Annotated in this window: 13 protein-coding genes; 1 reads left to right on the forward strand and 12 read right to left on the reverse strand. The window is 43.6% G+C overall.

The window, feature by feature from the left end:
* Window positions 1–50 precede the first annotated feature (50 nt).
* From M4I42_RS04410 to zapA, 11 genes are all read right to left on the reverse strand, one after another.
* The gene (locus M4I42_RS04410; RefSeq protein ID WP_268851033.1) at window positions 51–1,232 is read right to left on the reverse strand and encodes a hypothetical protein; all 1,182 of its coding nucleotides are present in this window, start codon (window positions 1,230–1,232) and stop codon (window positions 51–53) included.
* 131 nt (window positions 1,233–1,363) lie between these two features.
* Window positions 1,364–1,678 carry a thioredoxin gene (trxA, locus tag M4I42_RS04415; RefSeq protein ID WP_268851034.1) on the reverse strand — a complete coding sequence of 105 codons (315 nt, stop codon included), beginning with the start codon at window positions 1,676–1,678 and terminating at the stop codon, window positions 1,364–1,366.
* 158 nt (window positions 1,679–1,836) lie between these two features.
* On the reverse strand, window positions 1,837–2,814 hold the full coding sequence (locus M4I42_RS04420) for an electron transfer flavoprotein subunit alpha/FixB family protein (RefSeq protein WP_268851035.1): 978 nt from the start codon (window positions 2,812–2,814) through the stop codon (window positions 1,837–1,839).
* A gap of 37 nt (window positions 2,815–2,851) precedes the next feature.
* A complete protein-coding gene (locus tag M4I42_RS04425) occupies window positions 2,852–3,625 on the reverse strand; it encodes an electron transfer flavoprotein subunit beta/FixA family protein (protein ID WP_268851036.1) in 774 nt (257 codons plus the stop codon).
* A gap of 76 nt (window positions 3,626–3,701) precedes the next feature.
* Complete coding sequence (locus M4I42_RS04430; RefSeq protein WP_268851037.1) at window positions 3,702–4,475, reverse strand: enoyl-CoA hydratase; 774 nt, start codon at window positions 4,473–4,475, stop codon at window positions 3,702–3,704.
* A 23-nt stretch (window positions 4,476–4,498) separates the two neighbouring features.
* Window positions 4,499–5,083 (reverse strand): TetR/AcrR family transcriptional regulator, encoded by a 585-nt coding sequence (locus M4I42_RS04435; RefSeq protein WP_268851038.1) that lies wholly within the window; start codon window positions 5,081–5,083, stop codon window positions 4,499–4,501.
* 123 nt (window positions 5,084–5,206) lie between these two features.
* On the reverse strand, window positions 5,207–6,880 hold the full coding sequence (locus M4I42_RS04440; RefSeq protein ID WP_268851039.1) for a long-chain-fatty-acid--CoA ligase: 1,674 nt from the start codon (window positions 6,878–6,880) through the stop codon (window positions 5,207–5,209).
* A gap of 205 nt (window positions 6,881–7,085) precedes the next feature.
* Window positions 7,086–7,493 carry a DUF350 domain-containing protein gene (locus M4I42_RS04445; RefSeq protein WP_268851040.1) on the reverse strand — a complete coding sequence of 136 codons (408 nt, stop codon included), beginning with the start codon at window positions 7,491–7,493 and terminating at the stop codon, window positions 7,086–7,088.
* A gap of 15 nt (window positions 7,494–7,508) precedes the next feature.
* Window positions 7,509–9,863, reverse strand: coding sequence for an endonuclease MutS2 (locus M4I42_RS04450; protein WP_268851041.1), 2,355 nt, complete (start codon window positions 9,861–9,863; stop codon window positions 7,509–7,511).
* Window positions 9,864–10,002: 139 nt separating this feature from the next.
* Window positions 10,003–10,542, reverse strand: a complete 540-nt coding sequence (locus M4I42_RS04455; RefSeq protein ID WP_268851042.1) for a CvpA family protein — start codon at window positions 10,540–10,542, stop codon at window positions 10,003–10,005.
* A gap of 4 nt (window positions 10,543–10,546) precedes the next feature.
* Window positions 10,547–10,810, reverse strand: a complete 264-nt coding sequence (gene zapA, locus M4I42_RS04460; RefSeq protein WP_268851043.1) for a cell division protein ZapA — start codon at window positions 10,808–10,810, stop codon at window positions 10,547–10,549.
* A 93-nt stretch (window positions 10,811–10,903) separates the two neighbouring features.
* Here zapA and rnhC point away from each other — a divergent pair, with 93 nt between their 5' ends.
* Window positions 10,904–11,815 (forward strand): ribonuclease HIII, encoded by a 912-nt coding sequence (rnhC, locus tag M4I42_RS04465; protein ID WP_268851044.1) that lies wholly within the window; start codon window positions 10,904–10,906, stop codon window positions 11,813–11,815.
* 106 nt (window positions 11,816–11,921) lie between these two features.
* Here rnhC and M4I42_RS04470 read toward each other — a convergent pair.
* Window positions 11,922–12,411, reverse strand: a 490-nt coding sequence (locus M4I42_RS04470; RefSeq protein WP_268851045.1) for an MMPL family transporter, incomplete at its 5' end; no start/stop codon positions are given.

The following is a 12,411-nucleotide window of genomic DNA, read 5'->3' on the forward strand; positions in this document are numbered from 1 at the left end:
TGAAAAGCGAAAAACCTTGTGGCGTAACAAGGTTTTTCGCTTCGATTAGATTATTTCGCTTTTTCAATCACCGTTTGTAGTGTAGCTCTAATTTGTGAAAGAAGCTTCTCGCCTTCTTCTTTGTTTTTCGCTTTTGCTGCTTCTAAATATTTTTGCGCTTGATCGTTTAATGTGGTAAACGCTTGATCGCCTAATAATGTTTTGATGTCGCTTCCGATCATGTCAATAAATAAAGCTCCTTCAAGCGCTGTCACTGCTGATTTATCTTGACCCAAATTTTCTTCGCTTTCTTCATATTCATTGAGCGCCACTTTTGTCAAACCGCGAACAAACGCTTTATTGATAGCCTCTGGATCTAACGTTTTGACGTCTGTTTGTAAATCAAATTGTTTGAGGATGTAATCCGCTTCTGCCGCCGCATATTTTTTCATGTATGGATAAATTGATTGATAAAATGCCCAGCCTTCCGCCTGCTCTACTTTTGCTTCTTCTGCATTTTTTTTCGCTTCCGCCGCCGCTTTTGTTGCGTAACCGTAAGGAAGAGCGCCTGTTGCTAAATAAAAAGTTTTCATAAGCGTTTTATCGATGACTTGTTTACCAAATGCAAAGGCTAAAGTGTCTCCTTTTTCCACTGCGCTTTCAATTTCTGAAAATCCACCGTTAATGGTATCTACTAACGTTGTTCCGTAGGCTGCATCCCGCTTTTCCACCGTTGACTGCAAAATTTTATAAAATTCTTTTGCCTCTTCTACCTCTTCTTTGACAGCGTCTTTATTGTCCCAATTTTCTTCAATCTCAGCAAATTCTTGTTTAATCGTTGTATAAAACACTTTTTGCATTAACTTGTCGAAAATTTGCTCTACAACTACTTTATCCATCGATCCGTCTTTTCCTGCATTCAACACTGTTGTAATATGCTGATCGATCGTTTCTTGCAATTCTGCATCGCGTTTTTGCACAAGTGGCTGCAATTTTGTCGTATAAATGGTCATGACTTTATCAAAATCAACATTTTGTCCTTCTTTTGCTTTCGCAAGTTCTGTTACCGCTTCTTTAAACGCTTCACCGTAGTTGATTTCTTGTTTTTCTTCTTCTACTTGTTTTGTTTTTTCTGTCTTCGTTTCTTCCTTTTTCTCGGTTGTTGCTGTTTTTTCTGTATTACTGCAGCCTGCCAATACGCCCCCCGCTAGTAAAAACATCGCAAATACTGCTTTTAAATGCCGCTTTTTCATTATGTATCCCCCTTAACCCAATATGTGATAACGATTTTCATTCACGATCATGATTATATAGAGAACGATTCTCACTGTCAATAGAAAACGACAAAAAACAGCCCAGAAAATTCTGGACTGTTTCGGATTCATTATAAATGTTTGTTTAACAAGCTGACAAGCGCTTCTTTCGGTTGATACCCGATCGTCTTGTCGACTGCTTCGCCGTTTTTAAAGACGAGAAGCGTCGGGATGCTCATCACGCCAAACTTCCCTGCTGTTTCTTGGTTTTCGTCGACATTGACTTTCACAATTTTTACTTTGTCGCCCATTTCTTGGTCGATTTCTTCTAACACAGGCGCAATCATGCGGCAAGGTCCGCACCAAGGTGCCCAGAAATCCACTAACGTGACTCCTGTGCTCGTTTCTGCTGCGAATGTTTGGTCAGTCGCATTGACAATTGCCATTTTCCATTCCTCCTATCAATTACTCATGTAAGCAAAGTATATCACTTTATCGCGAAAGGTGCTAACTTTTTGCCTCAGTTCTAATATTTACTTTTATCCAATAATTATAACAAGAAAACGAGCAAAGACGCACTCGCTTTGCCCGTTTTTGCCTATATTTATGAATGCACTTTAAGCTTTTTAAATTCCTCAGTTAATAGCGGTACGACTTCAAATAAATCGCCAACAATGCCGTAATCTGCGACTTTGAAAATATTCGCTTCTGGATCTTTGTTAATCGCGACAATTACTTTCGAGTTTGACATGCCGGCTAAATGTTGGATCGCACCAGAAATGCCGCACGCGATATATAAATCTGGTGTGACGACTTTTCCTGTTTGCCCGATTTGCAACGAATAGTCGCAATATCCAGCATCGCACGCGCCGCGCGAAGCTCCGACCGCACCGCCTAACACGTCCGCCAATTCTTGTAGCGGTTTGAATCCTTCTGCGCTTTTCACCCCACGCCCACCAGCAACAATGACTTTTGCTTCGGATAAGTCCACGCCTTCCGCTGTTTTGCGGACAATTTCTTTGACGATTGTGCGCAAATCTTTAATATCGACTGAAAGGCTTGTTACATCGCCAGACCGAGCATCGTCGCGAGAAAGCGCTGGAATATTGTTTGGACGAACCGTTACAAAAACAAGACCGTCGTTCACGATTTTTTTCTCAAACGCTTTTCCAGAATAAATTGGACGAGTAAATAATAACTCACCGTCTTTTTCTTCAATGGCGACGACGTCAGAAACAAGGCCAGCGTTTAATTTCGTCGCTAATTTTGGCGATAAATCTTTTCCTAATGCGGTATGGCCAAATACGATGCCTTCTGGTTTTTCTGCTTCGACTACCGCCATTAACGCTTGGCCGTATCCGTCTGGTGTATACGTTTTCAGTTGTGCGTGTTCAACAACGACTACACGGTCTGCCCCGTACGCAATTAATTCGTTCGCATACGACTGCACGCTTTCTCCTACTAATACCGCTACTACTTCTCCGCCTTGAGCGATCGTTTTCGCTGCCGCAATTGCTTCAAATGATACGTTTCTTAACGATCCGTCACGGATTTCCGCTAATGAGATCACTTTTCGTGTCATGTTCCGTCCCCCCGATAAATAATCGTTTTTCTCTTCGTTAAATGACTTTCGCTTCCGTACGCAACAGCGTGACAAGCTCTTTTACTTGGTCTGTGAGTTCACCTTGTAAAATTTTCCCTGCTTCTTTTTTCGGTGGCAAGAAAATTTCTACTGTTTTCGTTTTTGCTTCGACATCGTCCTCGTCTAAATCTAAATCATCCAATTCTACTTCATCGAGCGGTTTCTTTTTCGCTTTCATAATGCCTGGAAGCGAAGGATAACGCGGCTCGTTTAATCCTTGTTGCGCTGTGACTAATAGTGGTAGCGACGCTTCAATGACTTCTTCGTCCCCTTCGACATCGCGAACAACCGTTACTTTGTCGCCGTCAATGTCGAGCTTCGTAATCGTCGTGACATACGGGATACCAAGCATTTCTGCTACGCGCGGACCAACTTGGCCAGAGCCGCCATCAATCGCGACGTTTCCTGCTAAAATTAAATGCGGTTCTTTATCTTTTAAATATTCCGCTAATACTTTCGCCGTTGTATATTGATCGCTTTCTTCGACATCGTCTTCAATATTGATGAGTACTGCTTTATCGCACCCCATCGCCAGCGCGGTGCGCAATTCTTTCTCCGCATCTTCGTTGCCGACTGTAACGACCGTTACTTCGCCACCTAGTTTGTCACGCACTTGAATCGCTTCTTCAATGGCGTATTCATCGTACGGGTTAATAATAAATTCAGCGCCCTCTTCATTCACTTTGCCGTTGTTGATGATAATTTTTTCTTCTGTATCAAACGTGCGCTTCATTAAAACGAAAATGTTCATCGGAACCCCTCCTTATGTTTATCAAACATTTGTTTAGTTTAAAACATTCTGTTAATTACAGACAAAAATAACCGCTTTATTTTCCACGAAATTGCGCCGGCCGTTTTTCGATAAACGCTTGCACGCCTTCTTTCGCATCTTCTGACATAAACACTTTGCCAAACAAGGTCGCTTCCTGCTCCACCGCTTCATGGAATGATCGTGTTTTCGCCGCATGAAGCAACTCAATCGTCGCCTGCACGGAAACAGGGCTTTTTTGTGCGATTTTATTTGCTAACGCTTTCGCTTCTTCTAACAGCTTCTCTTCTGGTACAGCTTTGTTCGCAAGCCCCCACTGAACCGCTTCTGTTCCAGTAATTGGCTCGCTCGTCCACATCATCTCTAATGCTTTACCAAAGCCAACATAGCGCATTAAACGCTGAGTCCCTGCGAATCCTGGGATGATACCAAGCTGCAGCTCCGGCAATCCTAACTTCGCATTTTCAGCGACAATGCGAATATGGCATCCCATCGCCAACTCCAATCCTCCACCTAAAGCAGCACCGTGAATTGCTGCAATGACCGGCTTCGGAAATTGTTCGAGCTTCTCCATCACTTGCTGACCAGCACGTGCCAACGCGGCAGCTTCGTCGCTGGAAGAAACAGACGTAAATTCTTTAATGTCTGCTCCCGCTGAGAAAAATCTTCCTTCGCCATGAAGGAGGATAGTGCGAACTTGTTCATCGTCTTTTAGTTCATCGAGCAACGATGAAAGCTCTTTCAAAACAGCGGAAGATAAAGCATTAGCCGGAGGCCGCGAAAAGGCGACTGTCGCCACAACCCCCTCCGTATGCACCTTGAAAAATTCCATTTTTTCCTCTCCCCTTTATAAAATCAAGAGGCTGAACAGCCTCTTATCAACAGTTCATGCACCGGCTTCGCCAAAGCGACTAAGTCATATTTCTGGTCATTCATGACCCATGTCGTCACCGTTTCGTCAATCGTCCCGAAAATCATTTGCCTTGCAAGACGAACATCGAGATCGCGGCGAAACTCCCCTGCTTCAATCCCTTCTCTCACAATTTGTTCCATTATTTTCAAGTATCCTTTCAACACTTCATTAATTCGCAAACGAAGTTCTTTATTAGATTGCCGCAGTTCAAGCTGGGTCACGATCGCTAAGTGGCGGTCCGCTGATAAAAGTTCAAAATGTTTTTTTACTAATACGTATAACTTCTCTGAAGCGCTTGAAATTCCTGCTATTTCTTCTTGGATTTTTTCAATAAACGATCCCATTTTTTCTTGAAAAAGCGAAACGAGAATATCTTCTTTATTTTTGAAATATAAATAAATCGTCCCGTCCGCTACTCCTGCTTGTTTCGCAATTTTCGATACTTGCGCCTGATGATAGCCATTTTCAGCAATCACGACTACTGCTGCTTCGATAATTTGCATAAATTTTGGTTTATTCCGTTTCAACACGCATTCCCCTTTTTCAAATATGAATGAATAATCATTCATATTTTTATTTTAAAAATTCTCCCTTCTGTTTGTCAAGATAAAAAATCGCCCATTTAGCGAAAGAATGATAGACAAATGATTTTATTTTTTCTTGTTTTCTTCTTCTGCTAGCACGCGGCGCAAAATTTTTCCGACGGCCGTCTTCGGCAATTCTTTACGAAATTCATAGATGCGTGGCACTTTATAGGCAGCGAGACGGCTTCGCATAAATTGGTCAAGTTCTTCCTCTACGCACTGCTCCCCATCTTTTAGCACGATAAACGCTTTCACTGTTTCACCGCGATATTCATCCGGAACACCGATCACAACGGCTTCTTGCACTTTCGGATGTTCGTATAGCACTTCTTCTACTTCGCGCGGGTAAATGTTGTAGCCGCTAGCAATAATCATATCTTTTTTCCGATCGACGATGAAGAAATATCCTCGTTCATCCATATATCCCATATCGCCGGTATATAACCAGCCATCGCGCAATACGCTTTCCGTTTCAAACGGCTGATTCCAATATCCTTTCATGACTTGCGGACCGCGGACAACTAGTTCGCCAATTTCATTAATGTTTGCTTCTTCTCCCGTTTCGAGTGACACAATTTTCGCCTCCGTATCCGGCCACGGAACGCCAATGCTTCCTTTTACTCGCTCTCCGTCCCATAGAAAGTTAGAGTGGGTCACTGGAGATGCCTCCGTTAATCCGTAGCCTTCAATCAATTTTCCGCCCGTGATTTGTTCAAACTTTTGCTGCACTTCCACAGGAAGCGGAGCGGAGCCGCTAATACATACTTTAATCGATGATAAATCATAGTTTACTAAGTTTGGATGGTTTAAAAGCGCAATATACATCGTTGGTGCCCCTGGAAATAACGTTGGTTTTTTCTTTTCAATCGTTTTTAAGACGGTTTCGACATCAAATTTTGGCAATAAAATCATTTTATACGCTTGCATAATCGATAAATTCATAATCGTTGTCATGCCGTACACGTGGAAAAACGGCAGTACACCTAAAATGACTTCTTCCCCTTTTTGGCAACGGTACATCCAATGAGCGCACATTAACGTATTCGCGATTAAATTTCGGTGTGTCAACATCGCCGCCTTCGGAAATCCGGTCGTTCCGCCTGTATATTGCAGCAATGCCACATCCTCCACAGGATCGACCTCCACGTTGATTTCTTTCGCTATTGCTGAGGCCATAATCCGTTTGAACAAATGTTGGTCATCCCGTTCTTCGATGTGAACGAGCGGCTGGTTTTGCTTTTTTTGGACAAATGGGTAGAGCAATTTTTTTACGAACGGCAAATAATCTTGAATACTAGTCACGATAAGATGCTTGAGAGATGTCCGCGCTTTTACTTTCGCTATTTTCGGATAAAGCAAATCTAATGTAATCAGCACAACCGCACCGCTATCATTCAATTGATGCTCAAGTTCCCGCTCCGTATAAAGCGGATTCGTTTGAACGACGATGCCGCCAGCCATTAACACCCCATAATAGCTGATCACCGCTTGCGGGCAATTCGGCAACATAATCGAAACGCGGTCTCCTTTTTGTAAGCCAAGCTCGATGAGATAGTTGGCGAGTTTCAACGACTGCTCGTAAAGCTGTTGGAACGTTACACGTTTTCCTAGAAAATCAATTGCCTCTTTTGAACCGAACTGCATGGCCGTTTCATGCAAATAATCTGGCAATCGTTTCGGCGGATAATCAATATGATGCGGGATTTGTGGCGGATAATGGACAAGCCAACGTTTTTCCATAGCATCTCCTCCGTTTTGATAATTCTGACGATTTATTTTTTATTTTATTATATTTTTTGAAAATTTACACTAAAAAAAATAAGCGCCTGCAATCTGCAAGACGCTCTTAAGTGAAAAACAGCCAATAGATGATGCCGATGGTTAAAAACACTCCGCATAATACAAACAATACTTTCGCTAACGTTTCCATCTTAAACTCTCCATTCTATCGAATGCTTTCGCCGATCACAAAGGATAACCCGATCGAAATGACCATCGAAATGAGCCCGACGGCGCGGTTATCGTTGGCGATTTCTTGATCAATGTTAAATTTCGGAGTTAGAAATTCGTAAATAAAGTAGGCAATGAGCAATAAAACAAATCCGTACACTCCCCAACCGATCATCGAAAGAAGCGATTCGTGATGGCTGATGGCATAACGGAAAATGTTCGCGATGCCAAAAATTTTTCCGCCCGTCGCCATCGCCACTGCAACATTGCCTTTTTGAATTTCGTCCCAATTTTTATATTTCGTGACGAGTTCAAATATTGTTAAAAAGACAACCATGCATAATACTGCAACGCTAAAATTCGCAGCAATTCTCACTATTTCATTCTCCCAAAAGGAGTTCATCGCCTTCGCCCCTTATTATTTCAATTCGACAATCGTGACACCGATGCCGCCCTCTGTCGCTTCCCCGAAACGAATGTTTTTCACCGAACGGTGTTTTTTCAAAAATTCTTGCACGCCTTTGCGAAGCGCCCCTGTTCCTTTGCCGTGGATGATCGATACGCGCGGATAGCCAGCGAGCAGTGCATCATCAATATATTTTTCGACGCGGGCAATCGCATCTTCGTACCGCTCGCCGCGCAAATCAAGTTCTAAACTAACGTGATAGTCTTTTCCTTTTACAGTAGCTAACGGCTTCGTTTCTGTTATTTTCGGACTACCAATATATTCAAGATCTCGTTCGTTTATTTTCATTTTTAAAATGCCAAGCTGTACTTGCCATTCATCGTCCGACACTTTCTCCAACAAATACCCTTTTTGGTTCAAATGAATGACGCGTACTTCATCTCCTTGACGGAATTCATGCGCTTTACTCGCTTTCGTTTGCTTTCCCTTTTTATCCATTACCGGTGTCGCATCTTCGAGCCGCTTTTTCGCTGCGATTAATTCATGTTCTTTAATTTCAGCAAGCTTTTCTTTTTGCAGCTGGCGCAATTCGCGAATGACTTCTTCCGCTTCCCGCTGCGCTGCTTTCATCGTTTCTGCCGCTTTTCGCTTTGCTTCGTCGAGAAGTTCGTCCTTTTTTTCGTTTAATTCTTCCCATTTTTGCTCCCATTCGCGGCGAAGCCGTTCCGCTTCTTTGCGCGCTCCTTCCGCTTTTTTCTGTTCTTCTTCCGCTTGGCGCTTGCTTTGCTCGAGTGAGGCGATCATATTTTCTACTTTGTTGCTTTCGACGCTAATTTGTGATTTCGCTCTTTCGATTATCCGCTCATCTAAGCCGAGCCGTTTTGATATTTCAAACGCATTGCTTCGTCCCGGCACGCCGATCAATAGCTTATACGTCGGGCTTAGCGTATCGACGTCGAATTCAACGCTCGCATTGATGACACCGCGGCGGTTGTATCCGTACGCTTTTAATTCCGGATAGTGCGTCGTCGCTACAACCCGTGCTCCGCGCTCATGCACTTCGTCTAAAATCGCGATAGCGAGCGCTGCTCCTTCTTGCGGATCAGTTCCCGCCCCTAATTCGTCGAACAAAACGAGACTTTCATGGTCGACATGGCGCAAAATCTCGACGATGTTCACCATGTGCGATGAAAACGTACTTAAACTTTGCTCAATCGATTGTTCGTCACCGATATCCGCATACACGGAACGAAATACTGCGAGCTCAGAACCGTCCAGAGCCGGAATAAAGAGGCCGGCTTGCGCCATCAGCGTCAACAATCCGATTGTTTTTAGCGTGACCGTCTTCCCGCCTGTATTCGGACCGGTAATGACGATCGTTGTATAATCTTTTCCAAGTTCGATATCGTTTGGCACGACGACATTCGGATCAATGAGCGGATGCCGTGCTTTCAAGAGACGAATATAACCTTCGTTGTTCATGTTCGGCTTCGTCGCATTTAGTTTTTTCGCATATTTCGCTTTTGTAAAAATGAAATCTAACTCAGCTAAGACGTCGACGTTGACGAGAAGTACATCAGCATGTTCCGCTACTTTTTTCGTCAATTCCGTTAAAATGCGCTCGATTTCTTGTTTTTCTTTTACCCGCGCTTCTTGCAGTTGGTTGTTTAAATCGACGACGACTTGCGGCTCGATAAATAATGTCGCACCGGAAGACGATTGATCGTGTACAATGCCGCCGTATGCGTGGCGATATTCTTGTTTGACCGGAATGACGTAGCGGTCGTTGCGAATCGTAATAATCGCATCCGATAACATTTTTTGTGCCGAAGAAGAACGAACGATATGTTCTAGCTTTTCGCGCACTCTCGCTTCCGTATTCCGCAATTGTTGGCGGATGGAACGCAGCCTGTCGCTCGCATGGTCGAGCACTTCGCCGTAATCATCAATGCATTGTTTAATCGTTTGCTCCAGCTCCGGCAACGTGACAATTTGCTCGACGTATTGCAACAAATGCGGAAGCTCGGTTTTTTCCTCTTGCAATGACTCGATAAACGTTTTCATTTGCCGGCTCGCATAAATCGTGCTAGCAATATCAAGCAGTTCATGTGGGCTAAGTACGCTGCCGATTTTCGCTCGCTTGACGCTTGGTCGAATATCAAAAATGCCTCCGAGTGGGGCGTGACCGCGCAACCGTAGCGCAGTAACTGCTTCGTCGGTTTCTTCAAGCCATTTGATTACGTCAGCAAAATCGCTCGACGGAACAAGCTTTTCTATTTTTTCTTTTCCTAACGATGAAGAAGCATGCTCTATTAATTGCGCTTTCACTTTGCTAAATTCTAATACGTTCAAAACCCGTGTATGCAATGATGTCACCTCTTTAGTTAACAAATTCCGTAATCAGCTTTTTCGCCACTAGTAGTTGTACATACGATCCACTACGAAAAATGATACAAGTTTTTGGGCAAAAGTACAAAAAAACTTCTCTACGTACATAGAGAAGCAACTATGCCATATAACGGATCCATAAATGTTTGAGCATATCGGATAAAAACGGAGTATGTTTAACAATTACGCTCGCCATCAAAGAGTGCTGTAATTTCGTTTGCACCGCTTCAATCGGAATGAGCGCCCCAACATAAAGAAGCAAAAAGACAAGCAAGTACACTTCGACAAAGCCGAGCGCACCGCCCGCCCAGCGATTCATGCTGCGCAAAAGCGGCAGTTGCGCCACAAAATCAAGCATCGAACCGATGATTTGCATAACAATTTTTGTCGCGAAAAACAAAATCGCAAACGCCATCGCGCGATAATACGCTTCATCTAAATGGGCGCTTTCAAACAGCATTTTTACCGTTTCCGGATCGCCAAATGAAGGATATGGGATCCATAATTTTAGCGTCGGCGCTAATTTTTCGTAATTCATATAAGCGACAAAAAAAGCGACGATGAAGCCTGTCATATGAATCACTTGCAAAATGAAGCCCCGCTTTAAACCGATCATAAACCCTGTTAAAAGAATGAATAGCAATGCTACGTCAATCATTCCATCACTCGTCCTTCTCTTTTTTCACCTGCTGTAGGAGGCGGTCGTGCTCCTCTTTTAGTTTAATATATTCATGAACGACGTTAACCGCTGTTAAAACAGCGAGTTTCGTTACATCTAATGTTGGGTTTTTTTTACTAATTTCTCTCATTTTATCATCGACAATCGATGCGACTAACCGAATATGGCTAGAGCTTTCCGTGCCGACGATCGCGTATTGCTGTCCGTAGATGTCGACGGTAATGCGCGTTTTTTGTTGCTCACCCAAATGATTTCCCCATTCCGCAAAATCCTATTGTTTATCATACCATGAACGCTGGTATAATGAAAAGATATGACCCATTGATAGAAGGTGAGAGAGTTGTCTAATTACGTAATCAATGCGAAAGAGCAGATGATTCGTCAAATGAAACAGCATTATGCCTCGAATATCGTCCCGCAACTTCCACAAGGCGCTTTATTTGTTGCCAAACTTTCGGGATGCACGATTACCGCTTACCGTTCAGGAAAAGTGTTGTTTCAAGGAAAAGACGCAGAAAAAGAGGCGAAGCGGTGGGATAGCCGTTCCGGTCCGCAAACATCGAAAGAGGAAACGCCTATCTCGGGTTTAGCAACAGTATCGGCTATCGGATCGGACGAAGTCGGAACAGGCGATTATTTTGGTCCGATCGTTGTTGTCGCCGCTTACGTCGCAAAAGAGCGAATCGAGACAATGAAGCGAATAGGGGTGAAAGATTCGAAGCAGTTGACGGATGATACGATTATCCGGCTTGCGCCAGCATTGATGGACCACCTCGATTATGAATCGGTTGTCCTTGCCAACCCCATGTATAACAACTGGCAACAAAGTGGCATGCCGCAAACGAAAATAAAGGCGCTATTGCATAATAAAGCAATCAGAACCCTCGTTCGTCGACTTGCCCCCATTCAGGCAGACGCGATTATTATCGATCAATTTATTGAACGAGAGTTATATTTTCGATATTTACAAGGGGAAAGAGAAGTTGTTCGTGAGCAAGTTCATTTCCTTCCGAAAGCAGAATCTGTTCATATTGCAGTGGCCGCTGCTTCGATCATCGCTCGTTATATTTTTTTACAAGAAATGGATCAGTTGTGCAAAAAGGTCGGCATGACGTTGCCAAAAGGAGCAGGGGAGCAAGTGGACAAAGTGGCCGCCCGCCTCATTCAAACGCATGGCGAAGCGATTCTCAAATCATGCGCTAAGCTCCACTTTGCCAATACGGAAAAAGCGCGGCGAATCGCTAACCGTTAACAAGAAGAGGCTGGCTCAAAAGGCCGCCTACTCTTAAACGAAACACAGCATATATTTCCTTGTTGTGCGTATATACGAAAGGATGCCCCATCATGGGACATCCTCTTTATGATCTCAAAAACGGCCACCAGTTCGCTTTTCCGAACGTTTTCACCATAACTGGAACGAATAGCGGAAGCACGACGAAGGCATATAACGCAAGCCCCGTTAAAATAATCGTCGCAATTTGTAGTAACGAAAGTACACCAGACGGATACATCGCTGCAAACGTCCCGCCTAAAATTACTACCGCAGAAATGATGACCGTCCCCATGTTTTTCATCGCCGCAATCATTGCCTCTTGCACCGAAAGGTCTTTATATTCGTTAAATCGGTCCATGAGGAAAATGCTATAGTCAATGCCAAGCGCCATTAAAATAACAAACGCGAAAAACGGAACTGCCCAGTTAATGCCGTCATAGCCGAGCATGCGGACGAAAATCAACTCCGTTACGGCCATCGATGTGTAATACGTTAACACGAGCGATAAAATTAAATATAGCGGCATAACAAACGAACGAAGGAGCGCGATTAAAATGAGCGCAATACCGGCAAAC

It is taken from the genome of Anoxybacillus sp. J5B_2022 (assembly GCF_026847645.1).
GTDB lineage: Bacteria > Bacillota > Bacilli > Bacillales > Anoxybacillaceae > Anoxybacteroides.

Bases quoted from the DNA above. Each gene is read 5' to 3' on its own strand.
- M4I42_RS04410 (WP_268851033.1), bottom strand. From the start codon at position 1,232: ATGAAAAAGCGGCATTTAAAAGCAGTATTTGCGATGTTTTTACTAGCG.
- trxA (WP_268851034.1), bottom strand. From the start codon at position 1,678: ATGGCAATTGTCAATGCGACTGACCAAACATTCGCAGCAGAAACGAGC.
- M4I42_RS04420 (WP_268851035.1), bottom strand. From the start codon at position 2,814: ATGACACGAAAAGTGATCTCATTAGCGGAAATCCGTGACGGATCGTTA.
- M4I42_RS04425 (WP_268851036.1), bottom strand. From the start codon at position 3,625: ATGAACATTTTCGTTTTAATGAAGCGCACGTTTGATACAGAAGAAAAA.
- M4I42_RS04430 (WP_268851037.1), bottom strand. From the start codon at position 4,475: ATGGAATTTTTCAAGGTGCATACGGAGGGGGTTGTGGCGACAGTCGCC.
- M4I42_RS04440 (WP_268851039.1), bottom strand. From the start codon at position 6,880: ATGGAAAAACGTTGGCTTGTCCATTATCCGCCACAAATCCCGCATCAT.
- M4I42_RS04445 (WP_268851040.1), bottom strand. From the start codon at position 7,493: ATGAACTCCTTTTGGGAGAATGAAATAGTGAGAATTGCTGCGAATTTT.
- M4I42_RS04455 (WP_268851042.1), bottom strand. From the start codon at position 10,542: ATGATTGACGTAGCATTGCTATTCATTCTTTTAACAGGGTTTATGATC.